Source organism: Sedimentibacter hydroxybenzoicus DSM 7310 (assembly GCF_013403245.1).
Classification (GTDB): domain Bacteria; phylum Bacillota; class Clostridia; order Tissierellales; family Sedimentibacteraceae; genus Sedimentibacter; species Sedimentibacter hydroxybenzoicus.
Genome location: NZ_JACBNQ010000040.1, coordinates 1 through 18,387, shown reverse-complemented (window position 1 = coordinate 18,387; position 18,387 = coordinate 1). Strand labels below are relative to the sequence as shown.

The 18,387-nt window shown below is 34.4% G+C and carries 16 protein-coding genes; 15 read left to right on the top strand and 1 reads right to left on the bottom strand.

Annotation, left to right across the window (positions count from 1 at the left end; genetic code table 11):
- The first annotated feature begins 173 nt into the window (after window positions 1-173).
- The 15 genes from HZF24_RS18180 to HZF24_RS18110 all read left to right on the top strand — a co-directional run bounded on the left by HZF24_RS18180 (window position 174) and on the right by HZF24_RS18110 (window position 16,761).
- Window positions 174-803, top strand: a complete 630-nt coding sequence (locus tag HZF24_RS18180) for an HAD-IA family hydrolase (RefSeq protein ID WP_179239799.1) — start codon at window positions 174-176, stop codon at window positions 801-803.
- A 13-nt stretch (window positions 804-816) separates the two neighbouring features.
- The gene (locus HZF24_RS18175) at window positions 817-2,715 is read left to right on the top strand and encodes a type I glutamate--ammonia ligase (protein ID WP_179239798.1); all 1,899 of its coding nucleotides are present in this window, start codon (window positions 817-819) and stop codon (window positions 2,713-2,715) included.
- Window positions 2,716-3,059: 344 nt separating this feature from the next.
- Window positions 3,060-4,553 (top strand): Na+/H+ antiporter NhaC, encoded by a 1,494-nt coding sequence (gene nhaC, locus HZF24_RS18170; protein WP_179239797.1) that lies wholly within the window; start codon window positions 3,060-3,062, stop codon window positions 4,551-4,553.
- Between the two features lie 129 nt (window positions 4,554-4,682).
- Entirely contained in the window at window positions 4,683-6,764 is a 2,082-nt protein-coding gene (locus HZF24_RS18165) for a sensor domain-containing diguanylate cyclase (RefSeq protein ID WP_179239796.1), read from the top strand.
- 135 nt (window positions 6,765-6,899) lie between these two features.
- Window positions 6,900-7,826: a substrate-binding domain-containing protein gene (locus HZF24_RS18160; RefSeq protein WP_179239795.1), complete on the top strand. Its 927-nt coding sequence runs from the start codon at window positions 6,900-6,902 to the stop codon at window positions 7,824-7,826.
- Window positions 7,826-8,704, top strand: a complete 879-nt coding sequence (gene pstC / locus HZF24_RS18155; RefSeq protein ID WP_179239794.1) for a phosphate ABC transporter permease subunit PstC — start codon at window positions 7,826-7,828, stop codon at window positions 8,702-8,704. The genes HZF24_RS18160 and pstC overlap by 1 nt, the downstream gene beginning before the upstream one ends.
- 8 nt (window positions 8,705-8,712) lie before the next feature.
- The gene (pstA, locus tag HZF24_RS18150) at window positions 8,713-9,567 is read left to right on the top strand and encodes a phosphate ABC transporter permease PstA (RefSeq protein WP_179239793.1); all 855 of its coding nucleotides are present in this window, start codon (window positions 8,713-8,715) and stop codon (window positions 9,565-9,567) included.
- On the top strand, window positions 9,560-10,309 hold the full coding sequence (gene pstB / locus HZF24_RS18145; RefSeq protein WP_179239792.1) for a phosphate ABC transporter ATP-binding protein PstB: 750 nt from the start codon (window positions 9,560-9,562) through the stop codon (window positions 10,307-10,309). Before pstA ends, pstB begins: the two co-directional genes overlap by 8 nt.
- A 13-nt stretch (window positions 10,310-10,322) precedes the next feature.
- Window positions 10,323-10,982 carry a phosphate signaling complex protein PhoU gene (gene phoU / locus HZF24_RS18140; protein ID WP_179239791.1) on the top strand — a complete coding sequence of 220 codons (660 nt, stop codon included), beginning with the start codon at window positions 10,323-10,325 and terminating at the stop codon, window positions 10,980-10,982.
- Window positions 10,979-11,668, top strand: coding sequence for a winged helix-turn-helix domain-containing protein (locus tag HZF24_RS18135; RefSeq protein WP_179239790.1), 690 nt, complete (start codon window positions 10,979-10,981; stop codon window positions 11,666-11,668). The genes phoU and HZF24_RS18135 overlap by 4 nt, the downstream gene beginning before the upstream one ends.
- Window positions 11,668-13,380, top strand: coding sequence for a sensor histidine kinase (locus HZF24_RS18130; protein WP_179239789.1), 1,713 nt, complete (start codon window positions 11,668-11,670; stop codon window positions 13,378-13,380). The genes HZF24_RS18135 and HZF24_RS18130 overlap by 1 nt, the downstream gene beginning before the upstream one ends.
- Window positions 13,381-13,661: 281 nt before the next feature.
- On the top strand, window positions 13,662-14,828 hold the full coding sequence (locus tag HZF24_RS18125; RefSeq protein WP_179239788.1) for a M20 metallopeptidase family protein: 1,167 nt from the start codon (window positions 13,662-13,664) through the stop codon (window positions 14,826-14,828).
- Window positions 14,829-14,864: 36 nt separating this feature from the next.
- Entirely contained in the window at window positions 14,865-15,680 is an 816-nt protein-coding gene (locus tag HZF24_RS18120; RefSeq protein ID WP_179239787.1) for a DUF5685 family protein, read from the top strand.
- Complete coding sequence (locus HZF24_RS19305; RefSeq protein ID WP_179239786.1) at window positions 15,677-16,273, top strand: DnaJ domain-containing protein; 597 nt, start codon at window positions 15,677-15,679, stop codon at window positions 16,271-16,273. The genes HZF24_RS18120 and HZF24_RS19305 overlap by 4 nt, the downstream gene beginning before the upstream one ends.
- Window positions 16,264-16,761, top strand: coding sequence for a hypothetical protein (locus HZF24_RS18110; protein WP_179239785.1), 498 nt, complete (start codon window positions 16,264-16,266; stop codon window positions 16,759-16,761). The genes HZF24_RS19305 and HZF24_RS18110 overlap by 10 nt, the downstream gene beginning before the upstream one ends.
- A 189-nt stretch (window positions 16,762-16,950) precedes the next feature.
- On the opposite strand, the gene HZF24_RS18105 is transcribed toward HZF24_RS18110, so the two are convergent.
- The gene (locus HZF24_RS18105) at window positions 16,951-18,228 is read right to left on the bottom strand and encodes an adenylosuccinate synthase (RefSeq protein ID WP_179239784.1); all 1,278 of its coding nucleotides are present in this window, start codon (window positions 18,226-18,228) and stop codon (window positions 16,951-16,953) included.
- Between the last annotated feature and the right edge of the window lie 159 nt (window positions 18,229-18,387).

Sequence of the window (18,387 nt, the reverse complement as noted above, 5' to 3'; positions counted from 1 at the left end):
ATTGATTTTTCATGTGTCTTTCCTTAATTATTATGAAAACCCGCTAATTTTTAGCGGGTTTGTCAATAACCTGAAACTCCTGTTACAGGAGTTTTTTTAAAATAAAATATAATATAGTTGAAACATAAGAATAAATTGTGTTATTATTTATAGATAATAGCAAAGGATGGATTATGGTGAGATATAAGTATGTTTTATTTGATTTTGACGGAACGATTGCCGATACAGAAGAGGCGAATTTTGTCATATATCAGAAATTAGCTGAAAAATATAATTTAAGAAATATTACCATAGATGAGCTTGGACATATAAAAAAGATGAGCGCAAAGGAGTTAATTGAATATGTAGAATTAAAGAAAAGATATCTGCCGTTTATCTTAAAAAGGGGTAAAAAGCTCTTAAATCAAGATATAAAAAATATAAGGTTATGCAAGGGAGATATTTTAGAAACCGTTAAGATTCTACGTGAAATGGGAATAAAGACGGCTATACTTACAACTAACTCCAAGGATAATGTATTATCCTTTCTCAAAGCAAAAGATGCTGAATTCTTTGATTTTATTTTAAGTGCGTCCATGTTTGGAAAAGAATCTAAAATGAGAAGAATAATTAAAAAGGAAAAATTGAACCTTAGTGAAGTACTTTATGTTGGCGATGAAATAAGAGACATTCATGCAGCCAAAAATACCGGGATAGATATTGCTTCGGTGGGATGGGGATATAATACAGTAGAAAGCTTAAAAAAACATAAACCTGAATATCTGATTTTCGAACCATCGGAATTAATTGATATATGTAAGTAGAACAGGAGGAAATATGAACAACATGATTTATACAATAAAGCCAGAGCATCATGGCATACAAGATTTAACGCAAATACTTCAAGAACATCCGGAAATTCAATTTGTATCATTCATGGGTGTTGATATTGGAGGTAATGGTACCGATGAAAAAATTCCAATAAAGCTTTTTATCAAGGATATGGCTGAAATGCTGAAGTTTGGAATCCAGACAGACGGTTCCAGCGTTGAGTTGCAAGGCATTGCAGATTTAAACAATGCGAGGGTGGATATATTACCTGATATTAACTGCAACTGGTTTATAGATTATAATTATGAAAATTACAATTCCATAAATTCCCTACCCGTAGGCACGTTAAAAATTCCTTCCTTTATCATACATGACGGCAAGCAGGTTTGCTCAAGGTCCATACTTAAAAGGGCAATAATTAACTTCAAATCTGAATTAATGAATTTAATAGAGAAGAATCCAAGGATATCAGAATATTATAATTTTAAATATGAAGATGTTGAAGAAATTCAGCTTACATGTGCCACAGAGCTTGAAATGTGGGTAAAAACCCCTGAACAAAGTGCAGATTTCGAGGAATTACATACTTCGCAAATCCTGAAGGAACAGTATTGGAAAAGAACAATGGGAACTGTAAGGACGGTTATTGAAAAGATAATGGATATGCTTGAACTTTATGATTTGAAGCCGGAGATGGCTCATAAAGAGGTTGGCGGCATAGCTAATAAAATTGATGCTAAAGGCAGAATAACCCATGTTATGGAGCAGCTTGAAATAGATTGGAGATTTTCAAGTGCAATACAGGCAGCAGACAATGAAATTCTTGTAAGGGAAATAATAGAAGATCAGTTCAGACATCACGGTTTAGAAGTGTTGTTTAAAGCAAAGCCTATTGAAGGCGTTGCAGGAAACGGGGAACATACTCATCTTGGAGTTGCTTTAAAATTAAAAGACGGAAAAAGAATCAACCTGTTTACTCCTGATGACATACATAAGGATTATTTAAGTGAAATAGGATATGGCGCCTTGATGGGACTCTTGAAAAATTATGAGGTAATAAACCCAATAGTTACAGCAACCAACGATGCGTTCAACAGATTAAAACCCGGATTTGAAGCGCCTGTGTGCATAGTTACTTCATTGGGTGGTACTAAGGAAGCTCCGTCAAGGAATCGTTCAGTTCTTGTAGGGGTAATAAGGGACGTGGAAAATCCTAATGTTATAAGATTTGAACTAAGGTCTCCGAATCCATACTCCAATACTTATCTGGTTATTGCGGCATCGTATCAGGCAATGCTTGATGGAATAGCCAATGTTATTAACGCAGGATTATCATGCGAGCAATTGGAAAATGAAATCACGAAATCATACGGTGACGATGCTGTTTACTTGGAAAAATACAGAGAATACAGAAGTGAAGAGGATGTTTTTGAACGATTTACTGAAGATGAAAGAAGTAAGCTGTATGGGATAGCCCCTGCAACTGTTTGGGAAAATTTATCAAATCTTGAATCCAACAAACTAAAGCAGCAGATATTAAAGTCAGGAGATGTTTTTACTGATGAACTTATAAATTCATTTAAGGAATCAACACTTCAAAAGTGGAAAAATGAGCTTACAGGAAGGATAATCCATGACAATATAATGCTTTTAAAGACTTTTGTAAAGCTTCATAACGAACAAGATCACGCAACAGATTTAGATGTGGTTAATTGGGAAAGGATAGTTTATTTAAAAACCAAGCTTATGAAGGACAGTATGACTAAAAAGTGCATTTTTACCAAGATAAAGACAGCAATAAACGAAGGTCATTATGAAATAGCTTCTGATTTGCAAAAGCAAATGAACGAAAAAATGGCTGAAATCAGAAGATTGTATATTGAGTACAAAAACAATATTTTTTAAACTAAAAATTATGAATATATGATATAACAAAATGTCATTCGTTTAAGGCCGAGAATTTTAACATGTAAAATCGGCTTTATGGTATGACATTTTTTTATTTTTATTTTATGTAATTTTATTTATATTATGATTATTTATAAAACTGTTAATAAATAGGTGTTTACAAAATATTTTAATTATGCTAAAATACATGTAAAACGTATTCATAAATGTACGTTTTAAAATATGTGTATTGTTTAATGATACAGGATTTTCATTAATGGGTTTTGTTGGGCATTATAGTAGGGTTTATTTATTCATCCTTTACCATAATATCAATACACAAAATTAATTGGAGGAGAATTATGGGTAAAGTTCCAAAACAAAAAAAAGAACCATCTTTATTAATTTCTATCATTCCGGTTATTGTTACAGTATTAATAATAGGAATTGTCATTATTAAATATGACGGAGAGGTTCACATTCCTATTTTGCTTGGTGCAGTCACTGCTGCAGTAATAGCAACTTTTTCCTTAGGATTTACTTGGAAGGAAATTGAGCAAGGTATTGTTGATTCAATCGGCAGTACTATGCAAGCGATTTTAATACTTGCAATAATAGGTGTTTTAATTGGTACATGGATTGCGGGCGGTATTGTTCCTACAATGATTTATTACGGATTACAAATACTGTCACCTACGTTTTTCCTGGCAGCTTCACTTATACTTTGCAGTATTGTTGCATTGGCTACAGGCAGCTCGTGGACAACGGCAGGTACGGTTGGTATTGCCTTGATAGGTATAGCTCAAGGTCTTGGAGTTCCTGTTCCTTTGGCAGCGGGTGCAATTATATCCGGAGCATATTTCGGAGACAAAATATCACCTTTATCAGATACAACTAACCTTGCACCTGGAATGGCAGGATCAACTTTATTTGATCATATTAAACACATGCTTTATACAACAAGCGTTTCATACGGTATAACTTTAGTGATATTCTTAGCAATAGGATTCCAATTTGCCGGACAAGAGCTTGATACACATGAAATAAACGGTATATTACAGACTATTGAAAGCATTTATGTAATTAATCCTTTGTTATTGGTGGTTCCTGTTATAGTTATAGTAATGGTTGCTATGAAGGTTCCTGCAATCCCGGGATTGGTAGTAGGGTGCTTACTTGGAGCAGTCTGTGCAGTATTCCAGGGTCAGGATTTTGGTTCCTTAATGGATATTGCTAACAATGGTGTTGTTGCTGAAACCGGTCACGAGGTCGTGGATGAATTATTAACAAACGGTGGTCTTCAAAGTATGATGTGGACAATTTCATTGATTATGTGTGCATTAACATTCGGTGGAGTTCTTGAAAAAACAGGCATGATGGCAACTATTGCAAACAGATTGTTAGTGTTTGCAAAGAATACAGGTTCATTAATACTTGTAACGGCAGTTACCTGTCTTTTCGTAAACACACTTTGCGGAGACCAATACCTTGCCATTGCGTTACCGGGTAAAATGTACAAGGACACATTTGCTGAAAGAGGCTTGGCACCGAGAAACCTGTCACGTATCCTTGAGGATTCCGGTACGGTTACTTCAGCGCTTATACCATGGAATACATGCGGTGCTACAATGTCAGGATTCCTTGGAGTACCTACATTCGCGTATCTTCCGTACGCATTCTTCAACCTGTTGAGCCCAATCGTTTCAGTTATATATGCATACATGGGAATTTCTATTATGACATTGGAGGAAGACCCTTCTTCAGAACAATATGTAAGACCTATGAAGCTTAAAAAATCTCCAAAAGAATTGGAAGAATATATTGCTAACTATAAAAATAAGCATGCAAATGCTTAATTCATAAACTTACATTAAATAACCTTACAGAAAACTGTAAGGTTATTCTTTTTATGAATTGACTTTATATTAATTTCATTATAAAATATATATGGTAGTTGAAGACGTTACCATGTCAGAGGTGAAATTATGGATTTTCAGCAAAAATATGCGGATGAACTAAAGAAACTTAAAGAAAATGAAGATTATATAGAAGTTTTTCGTTTAATTATTTTTAAACATAGCCACGATAAAGAGGTAATAGACGAGCTTATGAAGTTTTCTAAAGAAAACAATTTAAGCAAGGTAAGAGCCTGGGCATATTACTATTTGGGATGGTATCATTTTGAAAGATCTTATTATGAAAAAGCCGCCGAAAGCTTCTTAATTTCGAATGACATATTTAATTTGCTTGACTATAAGCCGGGGCTGATATATGCATGCAACGGACTTACTAATGTATATTGCCAGATGGGACAGTTCAACTTAGCGAACGAATGGGGACTTAAGGGTATTTCCTTATGCGAAGAAACCGACAATAAAAAGGCTATAGTTACTCTCTTAATAAACACCGGTATAAATTATATTCAAATGAAAAATTTCAAAAAGGGCAAAGATATCCTTAACAGTATTGAAATAATAGAATGCGTATTGACAAAAAGACAACAAATTTCTTTGAATCTAGCCCTTGCTGAAATAGAAATTAACATAGGAGACCCTTATTTAGCTCTTGTCCATATAGATGGTGTAATGAAAATGGAAGAGGAACTGAGAGTAACCTCTGAAATATGTGAAATACATAAATTAAAAGGTACGGCTTACGCAAAGCTGAATTTATATGATATTGCGGAACAAGAATTCAAAACATCATATGATTTCGCAAATGAGAATGATTTGATATATGAAAAATGTGCCGTGGCTCTGGAATGGGCGAAGCTATGTATTTTAGTCGGAAGAAAACAAAAGGCAACAGAAGAGTTGCTTGAGATAATAGAAAATTGTATAAATAAAAAAATAAAGGTATTGCTTAGAGAAGCATACCATATGTTGTACAAAATTCACAAGGACTCTGACAAGCCTTATGAAGCCCTTAAATGTTTAGAAGAATATATGCTTATTGATGATGAAATGTATGATTATGAGCAAAATCAGCTTATGGCTAAAATGAATTTCAAGCATACTAAGAGGGAAGCGGATCAATATAAATCACTTTATGACAGGACAGAGCTGCTGTCTAACATAGGTCAAAAAATATTATCTAATTTGAGTATCAATTCAATTGTTAAAATAATAGACGAAGAGATTAATAAGCTGATAAATACGGATTACTTTGGAATTGCGGTATATGATAAAAATTTAGATCAGGCAACATATTACTTTGTTGGCGAAAATACAAAAATTAAGGATGTAAAACATTTTGACGGTGAGGACATATCGTCGTTCGGCTCCTACTGCATCAGAAACAAAAAGGATATTATAATAGGTGATGTAAACAAAGAATATAAAAAATATATTGACAGATTACCTTCAGGCTTCAAAGGAACAGAAGGAAAATCAGAGATGAAATCTGTGATATATACGCCATTGATAATTAATGACAAGGTCGTTGGTTTAATGTCTGTACAAAGTAGTGAAGAAAGTGCTTATGATCTCAATGATTTAAATACATTGAAGATATTGGCCAACTATTCGGCTATAGCAATCGAAAATGCTATAAACTACAAGAGAGTTGAAGATAAAGCAACTTATGATAATTTAACAAGCTTCTTAACTAAATTTGAAATAGTGAGATTAGGTGAAATTATTTATGAAAGGCACAAGATAAACAATCTGAAGTTTTCGGTCGCAATGATAGATTTAGATAACTTTAAGAATGTAAACGACTCATTCGGTCATGTCTACGGCGACAAGGCGTTGAGTATGGTGGCGGATACAATTTCGAAATGTATAAGAAATACGGATTATATAGGAAGGTACGGAGGGGATGAATTTCTTCTTATATGCCCTGGCTTAGGAGAGCCTGAGGTCATAGATGTGGCGGAAAGAATAAGAAAAACCATAGAAAATAAAATCTTTGATTTGGGAGATGGAATTTTGGTTTCCATAACCTTGAGCATAGGTGTGCATGAGTTTAAGGAAGTGGATAAATCCTTCCTTGATGTATTGAAAAAGGCAGATAAATGCTTGTATTCTGCCAAGGGAAGCAGCAGAAATTTAGTTATATGCAATTAAATATCAATAAAATCAGAAAATATGTAAGGTTAAAAAACTTTACATATTTTTTACATTTTCAAGGTTTGTTTTTTACTATCAATGTTTATATTAAGGACAAGATAAAAAACAGATCAAGGAGAAGATATAAAAATTATGAGAAATAGAAAATTGTTATTTATTATCGCAGCAGTATTAATGTTAACTTTGGTGTTTGTTGGGTGTGCTAAGGAACAGCCATCAGAACAACCACAACCGCAGCAACCTGTAGAGCAACCTCAGCAACCGGCGAGTAATTTCGATGCAGATAAAGATATAACTGTGGTAGCAAGAGATGCAGCTTCAGGTACAAGAGGAGCCTTTCATGAAATTATGGAAATAATACAAAAAGAAGGTGATACAACAGTTGACAAGCTTGTAGTGGGAGCACTTGAATTTGATGGAACCGATAAAGTGATTACTGCAGTCGAACAAGATAAATACGGTATAGGGTATATATCATTAGGGTCAGTCAGTGAAAGAATTAAGGCAATTGAGGTTAATAGTGTGGAACCGACAATTGACAATGTTAAAAGCGGAGCATATTCGGTTGCAAGACCATTTTTACTGGTAACTAAAGGAACTGAAAGTGACTTGGTTAAAGATTTCTTAAACTTTACCGAATCAATAGAAGGGCAAAAAATAGTTAATGACAGGAATTTTATAAGTGCAGTTGACAGTCCAAAAGAGTATACCGGTTCAGGGTTATCCGGAACTATTAAAGTTGCCGGTTCAACATCGGTAGCGCCTTTAATGGAAAAATTACAGGAAGAGTACAATAAATTAAATCCTGACGTAAAATTTGAAATGCAGGCAAATGGTTCATCTCAAGGTATCAATGCAGCTATAGACGGGTCATATGATATAGGAATGAGTTCAAGAGAATTAAAGGATGAAGAAGCAGCACAATTAAACAGACACGTTCTTGCAATTGATGGTATAGCAGTAATCGTGAACAATGAAAATCCGACAGACGATTTAGCGGCTGAAGATATTACAGCCATATACACCGGCGAAAAAACAGCTTGGTTTGAAATTGAGTAATGCAAAGTACTAAAGCGAATTATAGCGAAAAATTAATGCAGGCAGTGTTTTATCTGTCTGCACTTATTTCCATTATAGCAGTAATTGCCATCTGCCTCTTTCTGTTATTAAGAGGCATACCTGCTATAGGAGAAATAGGCATAATGGAATTTATTTTAAACGAAAAATGGAAACCTACGGACTATCCTCCTTCCTACGGAATTTTATCAATGATAGTGGGAAGCACATATGTTACGGCAGGAGCTATTGCAATAGGTGTACCCATCGGATTGATGTGCGCTGTTTTCTTGGCTAAATTTTGTCCTGATACAGTTTATAAAATTGCAAAGCCGGCAGTTAACCTGTTGGCAGGTATACCTTCAATTGTTTATGGTTTTTTTGGAATGGAGGTAATAGTCCCGTTTTTAAGGGAAAACTTTGGAGGCAACGGGTTCAGTATTTTATCATCCTCAATAATATTAGGTATAATGATTTTGCCTACAATTATATCAATAAGCGAAAGCTCAATAAGATCAGTTCCGCTAAGTTATGAAGAAGGTTCGCTAGGGCTTGGCGCTACAAAAGAAGAAACAGTTTTCAAAATAGTCTTGCCTGCTGCCAAGTCAGGTGTTTTTACATCAATAATTTTGGGCATAGGCAGAGCTGTGGGAGAAACAATGGCTGTTGTAATGGTAGCAGGTAATGCGGTAATGCCGTTGGATAAAATTAAATTATTGAAGCCGATCAGAACATTGACTACCAATATAGTTACTGAAATGAGTTATGCTTCCGGACTGCATGAGGAATCGTTAATAGCAACCGGTGTTGTGCTTTTTGTATTCATAATAATTCTCAACACAGCATTAAGCTTAATTAAAACAAGGGATGCAAAGAATTAGGAGGCACTATGGATGTATTAAGAAGAAGAAAGACAATATCCTTAATATTAAAATTAACCGTATGGTTTTGTGGAATATTGACTGTTGGAATATTAATATATATACTATTGTTTATACTTTTAAGAGGAGTTCCTAAAATAAATATGGAATTTCTGTTCGGAGAATACAATTCAGATACCCTGTCGGCATTTTCTTCAGTCGTGACAACAATTGAAATGGTTATAATTTCTTTATTTATTTCTGTTCCAATAGGTGTATTTTGTGCGATTTATCTTACAGAGTATGCAAAAAGGGGAAATAAAACAGTCAAAGTAATACGATTGGCTGTAGATACCTTGGCAGGTATACCTTCAATTGTATTCGGATTGTTTGGGATGATATTATTTGTAAAGCTATTAGGTTTCAGAGCATCTGTTCTTTCAGGTATATGCACATTGTCAATAATGATACTTCCTTTAATTATCAGCTCATCAGAAGAAGCAATAAAGTCAGTACCCGATATGTACAGGGAAGGAAGCTTAGGTCTTGGTGCAGGAAGATTAAGGACAGTTTTTAGAATAGTTCTGCCGACAGCAATGCCCGGTATTTTATCCGGCATAATATTGGCAATAGGTCGTATCGTTGGTGAAACGGCTGCTTTAATATTTACAAGCGGAACAAATGTATTAAAAAATCCTACATTAGATTTAATGGCTTCTCAAAGAACGCTCGCTATTCATATGTATATGCTTGCAAGCGAGGGTTTGCCGCACTCAAAGGAAATGGCATTTGCAACAGGGTCAATATTAATAATAATAGTTTTTTTAGTAAACTATACCACAACGAAGCTTGCGGGACGAATTGGGAGGCTAAGTGATGAGTAAAATAAAGATAGAAGATGTTAATTTATATTATGGAGAGTTTCAAGCTCTCAAAAATATAAACATGAATATAAAAGAAAATGAAATAACTGCCTTTATCGGCCCGTCGGGATGCGGGAAATCTACATTATTGAAGTCCCTAAACAGGATGAATGATTTAATAGAGGGAGTCAAAATAAATGGAAGAATGCTGTTGGACGATGTGGATATTTATAAGGATATAGATGCATCAGTCTTAAGAAAAAGGGTTGGAATGGTATTTCAAAAACCTAATCCTTTTCCTATGAGCATATATGAAAATGTAGCTTACGGTCCAAAGACACACGGTATAAAACAAAGATCAAAGCTTGATGATATAGTAGAACAAAGCTTGCGTGCTGCGGCTATGTGGGATGAGGTAAAGGATAGGTTGAAAAAAAGTGCATTAGGATTGTCAGGAGGCCAACAACAAAGATTGTGTATTGCCAGAGCCTTTTCCGTAAATCCGGAGGTAATACTTTTAGATGAGCCGACTTCGGCATTGGACCCTATATCAACGATGAAAATAGAAGATTTACTTGTTGATATAAAAAAGAATTACACAATTGTAATTGTTACTCACAACATGCAGCAGGCAACAAGGATTTCTGATAAAACCGGCTTTTTTCTCCATGGAGAGGTTGTTGAATTTGATGATACTGAAAAGTTGTTTTCAATGCCTGAAAACAAAAAAACTGAAGATTATATAACCGGAAGATTCGGCTAAAACGGAGGATATAATGAGGAATAGATTTGATAAGGAGTTAGAAATTTTAAATCTTGAATTAATTAAAATGGGAGGACTTATAGAGGAATCCATTGAAACGAGCGCAAAGGCGCTTATCAATAAAGATTTAGAAATGGCTAAAAGAGTAAATGAATTAGAAGTTGAAATAGATGAAATGGAAAAAACTATAGAAAATCATTGCTTGAAGCTGCTTTTACAGCAGCAGCCGGTTGCCTCCGATTTGAGGATAATCAGCACCGCACTAAAAATGATTACCGATATGGAGAGAATAGGAGATAATGCAGAGGATATTGCCGAAATTTCAAAATTCTTGGCAAACCAGAAGTTTATTAAGGATCTTGTTCACATACCTCAAATGGCAGAAGCAACCATCAGCATGGTAAAGAGAAGTGTTGATGCATTTGTAAATAAGGATAAGGAATTGGCACTTAAGGTTTGCAAGGATGACGATGTGGTAGATAATCTGTTTCAAATAATAAAAACAGAATTAATAGAAAAAATTCAGGAAGACACTGAAAACGGAGAACAGGCTATTGACCTCTTGATGATTGCAAAATATCTTGAAAGAATAGGTGATCATGCAGAAAATATTGCAGAATGGGTTATATTTTCTATTACAGGAGAACACAGAATAAGGGGAGAAAAAATATGAAGCTCATATATTGTGTAGAAGATGATGCGGGTATAAGAGAATTAATAACTTTAGCTCTATCAACAGCCGATTTTGAGGTTATGGGATTTGAAGAAGCAGGAAGCTTTTATAATGCATTAAGAAAGAGAATACCAGATTTAATACTCCTTGATTTAATGCTTCCTAAAATTGATGGAATGTCAATAATGAAAACAATTAAAAGCGATTTGCCTTATGCAGAAATTCCCATAATTATTTTAACTGCAAAATCTATGGAATTAGATAAGGTTAAAGGACTTGAATCCGGAGCCGATGACTTTATTACAAAGCCATTCGGTGTATTAGAATTAATGGCGAGAGTAAAAGCAGTTTTAAGGCGCTCGGGCAAAAAAGAAATTCTTGAGGACATTATAGAATATAAAGACCTGATCTTGGATTACAATAAACGTACTTTGTTATATAAGGATATACCAGTGGTGCTTACGTATAAAGAATTTGAACTCTTATATTATTTAATGCTTAATAAGGGTATAGTTTTATCGAGAGATAAAATTCTCCAGGAAATCTGGGGATACGATTATGAAGGGGAAACCAGGACGGTGGATATGCATATTAAAACCATAAGACAAAAATTAGATGCTGCGGGTTGTCCCAACTATGTTGTTACGGTAAGGAGTGCCGGTTATAAGTTAGAGGAGCAGCAATAATGAAAAGGCGATTGTTTTTGATTATTTTGCTCATATCCTTTCTTTCATCATCAGCAGTCAGTATTGTAACATCAAAAGTTTATTATGATTTATATGCGGCAGATGCTAAAAATCAAATACAAACAATATTAGGTCTGACAAAAGAAGAAAGCAATTGGAAAGATAATCAGGCTATAAATTTATCTGTCAATAAAATATTAAGCACTGTAAATTACAGTATTCGCTTTACTATTGTTGATATTGACGGGGATGTAGTTTATGATAACCGCGCTAAAAATGAAGTGTTAGAAAATCATAAAGACAGACCTGAAATTAAATCTGCCTTTCAAAATGGCAGAGGTGAATATATCAGACGTTCGGACACCATATCGACTGATATGTACTATTATGCCGAAAAAATAAATGAAAATGAAGTTCTCAGGTTGTCGAGAGAAATAAGCAGTATAAATCAGGTGTTTATAAATATATTACCTTTGATTGTATTTAGTTTTGTCGCGCTTTTTGTTGTTGTCTATATATGTGCTAATATATTCATAAAAAAAATATTGAAGCCAATTAATCTATTGGCAGGCTCCATTAATGAAATTACTGATGATAAGAAACATAAAGACGTATATATATATGAGGAGCTTGAGCCGATCTCTCGTAGGTTCAGAGAACAAAGATTAAAAATAAATCAATATATTAATGAATTAAAGTATGAAAGAGATACAATAAATATAATAACCGATAATATGAGAGAAGGATTTATTCTATTAAATAAGGATAAAAACATTTTGTCTATAAATAAGAGCGGCAAAGAAATGGTAGGTAATGATAAATTTGATTTGCAAAATGAAAGAAACATTATTGAACTGACGAGAAATAAAAATATATTATCAAAAATAGATTTATCCTTTAAAGAAAACAAGCATATTGCTTATGATTCAGAAAACGACGGCAATTATTTCAGATACTATTTGAGCCCGGTCGCAGACAAAGAAAACGTAACAGGAATGCTTATACTTATAGAAGATATCACAATTACTAAAAATGCAGAAATTATCAGAAGTGAATTTTCGGCAAATGTATCCCACGAATTAAAAACTCCGCTGACGACTATAATCGGATTTGCCGAACTGATTAAAGAAGGGTTAATAACAGATGTGGACAGTATTAAAAAGTACAGCAGCATGATAAATAATGAAGGATTAAGATTGATTTCATTAATTGAAGATATTATGAGATTGTCAAAGATAGAAGAAAATACTGATAAAAATGAAGATACGATAATTAATTTAAAGGATGTATTAAATAAAGTAGTTTCTCTGTTAGAAGTAAAAGCTGAGGATTTAAATATAAATTTATCCTTTGAAGCAACTGATATATATATGAAAGCAAATTATAATTATATCAGTGAGCTATTTTATAACCTTATTGATAATGCAATAAAATACAATAAAGAAAATGGAAGCGTAATTGCTAAAATATATGAAAAAGATGGTTTTATTATAACCTCTGTAAAGGATACGGGAGTTGGAATAGCAAAGGAACATCAGCACAGAATATTTGAGAGGTTTTACAGAGTGGATAAAAGCAGATCTAAGGATACGGGCGGCACCGGACTTGGATTATCCATAGTCAAGCATATAGCTGAGCTGTATAAAGGTCAGATTAAAGTTGAAAGCATTGAGGGTGATGGAACAGAAATAATCGTAAAATTTCCGCAATAAAACTTGATAACTAATGAGAATTTTGGTAGCATTAATGTAGTTAATGCTGAGGCTGATGACAATTTCCGATAGTGTCATCCGAGCATTAGCGAGGAATCTCAGATTTTGAAGTACTGAGATCCTTCGCTGCAGCTCAGGATGACGAAAACGTAGTTTATCAAAAATCTAAGCATTAATTCGGTTAATGTTTAGATTTTTTGCACTTATAGCATAAGCGACTGACACCAAATCAAAGATTTGGGTCATCTGCTTAATTAATTTTAAGGAGAGATTAATATATTATGTATATAATAAATAATACAGAGCTTGTAAACATAAGGCGCGAGTTGCACCAAAATCCTGAGCTTGGCGGTAATGAATATAAAACGATGGAAAGAATATGCCGGTACTTGGATTCCTGGAACATAGAATATGAAAAGGGAGTTGCTGAAACAGGTGTAGTAGCAATTATACGAGGAAAGAATAAGAGGATAGATTCAAAATGTATAGCAGTAAGAGCGGATATAGATGCTCTTCCGATTAAGGAAGAAGCAGATTTTGAATATAAATCTCTCAATGACGGTATAATGCATGCTTGTGGACATGATGCTCATACGGCAATTGCTTTAGTGACTGCTAAAATTATTAAATCATTGGAAGATAAAATAAACGGTGATGTTAAATTCTTTTTCCAGCCTGCGGAAGAAACAACGGGAGGGGCCGAAAGAATGATAGAGCATGGCTGTTTAAAGAATCCCGATGTAGAATTTGTATTTGGACTTCATGTAAGTACTACCCTTGAAACAGGGACAATCGGTATTAAGTACGGCAAAATGATGGCTGCATCTGATGAAATAAGCATCAATGTCAGAGGAAAGTCCTGCCACGGAGCACAGCCACATAACGGGACGGATCCGATTGTTGCCGCAAGCGGCATTGTATTGGCACTTCAGTCCATAGTAAGCAGGAACGTATCTCCCTTAAACTCTGCGGTAGTAACCATAGGCAGAATTCACGGCGGAACACAGACCAACATCATACCTGACAATGTTTATTTAGACGGTACAATGAGAACATTAGACCCTGAAACGAGAGAGTTTATGAAGAAAAGAATTTCAGAGGTTGTTGAAAATGTATCTGAAGCATATGGAACAGAAGGGATGGTAAGCTTCAGAGAAAGCTACGGTCCTCTGATTAATAATGACCAGGCAGTTGACTTGTTAAGAGAAACAGCTGTCAATGTGTTAGGAAATGATAATGTAAAAACACTTGAATATCCGGACATGGGAACCGAGGATTTTTCGTATTTTTGTTTATATACAAAGAGTTGCTTTTTTAATTTAGGATGCAGAAGTACAGGGGCAGAAGAGGTGTATCCGTTGCACTCAAGTAAATTCGTGCTTGATGAGGAATGTCTTCAAATCGGTGTTAAAGTACAGGTTGAAAATATTTTAAATATTTTAAGATAAAATAGAAAATTAAGAAAACAGAAATGAGTGAAATATTTGTTTGGATATGTTACAATAAATAAATCGGAATTAAAGTTTAAAGAGTACTACAGCTACAAGGGCTATTATTGCGGCTTGTGTAAGACTCTTAAATCAAAATACAGCAACAAATCAAGAATGACATTGAATTATGACATGACATTTCTTATATTGCTTTTAAGCTCTTTATATGAGCCGGAAAATAAGGTATATAATGAAAGATGCATGGTGCATCCCGGTAAGAAGCAGTTGGTTATTAAAAACGAAATATCAGAATATGCCGCATCCTTGAATATAATTTTAACATATTACAATTTGCTTGATGACTGGTATGACGACAGAGATTATAAATCATTATTGCTGTTAAAGTCACTGTCAAAGGAATATAGAAAAGCCGAAAAGGAGCTCTCTGAAAAAACAGAAATTATAAGGGAAAAGCTTCATAATATTTCCGAGCTTGAAAAGAGTAACACGGATGATATTGACAAGGTGTCAAATGAATTCGGCTACCTGATGGAAGAAATATTTTTATACAAAAAAGACAACTGGGAGAAAACCTTAAGAAAAATCGGTTTTTATTTAGGGAAATTTATATATTTACTTGATGCTTACGAGGATATGGAAAAGGACGAAGAAAGCAAATCATACAACCCTTTTAACCTTTTACATACAGACAATAAAGAGCAATATGCCAAAGATTTATTAATGCTTAATTTATCTTTTTTAAGTGAAGAAATAGAAAAACTTCCATTAATACAAGATAAAGCTGTAATTGATAATATTATTTATTCGGGAATACTAAATAAATTAGATAAAAAGGAGCAAAACGTATGAAAGACCCCTATGAAGTGCTTGGCTTGTCAAGAGGTGCATCCAAAGAAGAAGTAAAAAGTGCCTATAGAAAATTAGCTAAAAAATATCATCCTGATATGAACGAAAATAATCCGTTGCAGGATCTTGCGGAAGAAAAGTTTAAGGAAATACAATGGGCTTATGACGAAATAATGAACGCCAGCTCATCGGGTTCATATGCAAACAGCTATAACGATAACTCGAGTCAAAATAGCTCAAGCGGTTTATTCAGCATTAGGCAGCTTATTCAGACCGGAAGGTTTAATGAAGCAGTCAGGGCACTAAACGGCGTAAAGGTAAGAAATGCCGAATGGAATTATCTTATGGGCGTTTGCTATGTAAATATGGGCTCAATCGGACAAGGTATGCAATTCGTCCAGAATGCAGTAAGAATGGAGCCTAATAACTTTGAATATAAGAATTTTCTAAGTCAGATTTTAAATATGCAGCAAACGTATCAAAACAGGGCATACAATTATAATAGGAGTTCTTCAAGTGTGGATTGCTGTACACAGCTTATTTGTGCGGATTGCTTGTGTGAATGCCTGGGAGGGGATCTTATTTCATGCTGTTAAAGAGCAAAATAGCATATTTGGGAGTGTTGTTGGGGTTAAATCAGCTTTTTATAATACTTTCGTCAATAATCGAAACAAATACAATTATATTATTCGCCGGAGCAGCTTTGCTAGTTGGAGTGGTAATAGTTGAATTTGGCGGCAAAAGCGGCCTGTTATTTTATGCGGCATCCTGTTTATTAGGATTTTTCCTATCTTTCAATAAGTTTGAGTTTGTAACATACGTAGCGTTTTTTGGATTGTACAGCTACATTAAGCATTTACTAGAGATTAAAGTAAGAAATAAAAATACATTATTTTTGACAAAGATGGTATTCTTTAATTTTGCTTTAATTATAATGTACTTAGTAATCAGGTTATTTATTACAATTAAGTTAACATGGTGGATGATTCTTGCCGGGCAAATATTATTTATAATTTACGATTATGCATTTTCAATCTTTATAAACTACTACATAACCACAATTAAACCCAAAATAAGCAGATGACCCAAACCTTTAATTTGGGATATACGACCATAGGTAGTAAATATTTTTGCGAATGAGACTGGGGATTTCGTACCACAAAAGATGAGATCCTTCATTACGTTCAGGATGACACGTATAGTACGTTTTTGTCATTCCGAGCGTTAGCGAGGAATCTCATCTTTTCTATTGTCCATTATTCATTGTTCAGTGTTAATTGTCCATTGTCAAATAGCTTTCTCTTTCTGCCCCGACAGAAACATACTTAATTTTACTTCCTACTTTTTTTTCTATATATTTTATATATTCATAACATTCATTGGGTAAATCAGATTCCTTCCGGCAGCTTCCTATGTCGCAATTCCATCCCTTTAAATACTCTATAACAGGTTTCGCTGCGTTTAAATCCATGCCCATAGGGAAGGCATCTGTTATTTTTCCGTTAATTTCATAGCCTGTAACTACAGGGATTTTATCTAAATATGATAATATATCAAGCTTTGTCAGAGCCAATATATCAGCACCTTGAACCTGAACACCATATCTTGAAGCAACCACATCAAAAGGTCCCACTCTTCTCGGACGTCCTGTAGCAGCTCCGTACTCGCCGCCTGCTTCCCTTAAAGCTTTAGCTTCTTCTCCGAACATTTCTGCTGTAAAAGGTCCTTCGCCTACACAGGAAGAATAAGCCTTCATTATACCGATTGTATTGTCAAGCTTTTGTCCTGGGATTCCCGAGCCGATAGGTGCGTATGCGGCAATTGTAGAAGATGAAGATGTATATGGGTATATGCCGAAATCTATGTCTCTTAAAGCACCTAACTGTGCCTCAAACATTATTTTCTTTCCTTTGCTTATTGCATCATTCAGGTATAAGCCGACATCACATATGTATTCCTTTAACTCCTTTGAATAATTCATGAGCCAATCATACATGTCCTCAGGATAAAATTCTATTGATTTATACCCTCCGGCAATCATTAAGTTTTTCCACTCAACAACTTGGTTCAAATGTTCCTTTAAAGCTTCCTCGTTAAACAAATCTCCCATTCGTATTCCCTTTTTCAGGTATTTATCACCGTATACGGGAGCTATTCCTCGTTTTGTGGACCCGAATTTCAAATCCTTAAGACGTTCTTCTTCTAACACATCCTGCTTAACGTGATATGGCAGGCATATAATCGCTCTGTCGCTGATTTTTAGGTTATCAGAAGTAATTTTTATACCGGATTCCCTTAAGCTGTTTATTTCTTTGTGAAGGTGTTCGATATCAATCACCATTCCATTGCCCATAATATTCACTACATTCGGCCTTAGTATGCCGGACGGAAGAAGATTGAGTATATACTTTCCCGATTCATTTACTACAGTATGACCTGCATTATTTCCGCCTTGGTAGCGGCATACTATATCATAGTCAGCAGATAACAAATCGACCATTCTGCCTTTACCTTCATCACCCCAGTTTATTCCTACAATTGCAGTTAACATATGTAACCTCCCATTTTTTGATAAATAATTATATTATTTCAAAAAAAATCTGTCAAGGTAAAAGATAAATATTTTGTTAAAACGCTAAATGCAAGTTAAAATGAAACACTTTTTTTAACTCTGTTAAAATGTATTGTTGTTCCATAATAATAACTTTTA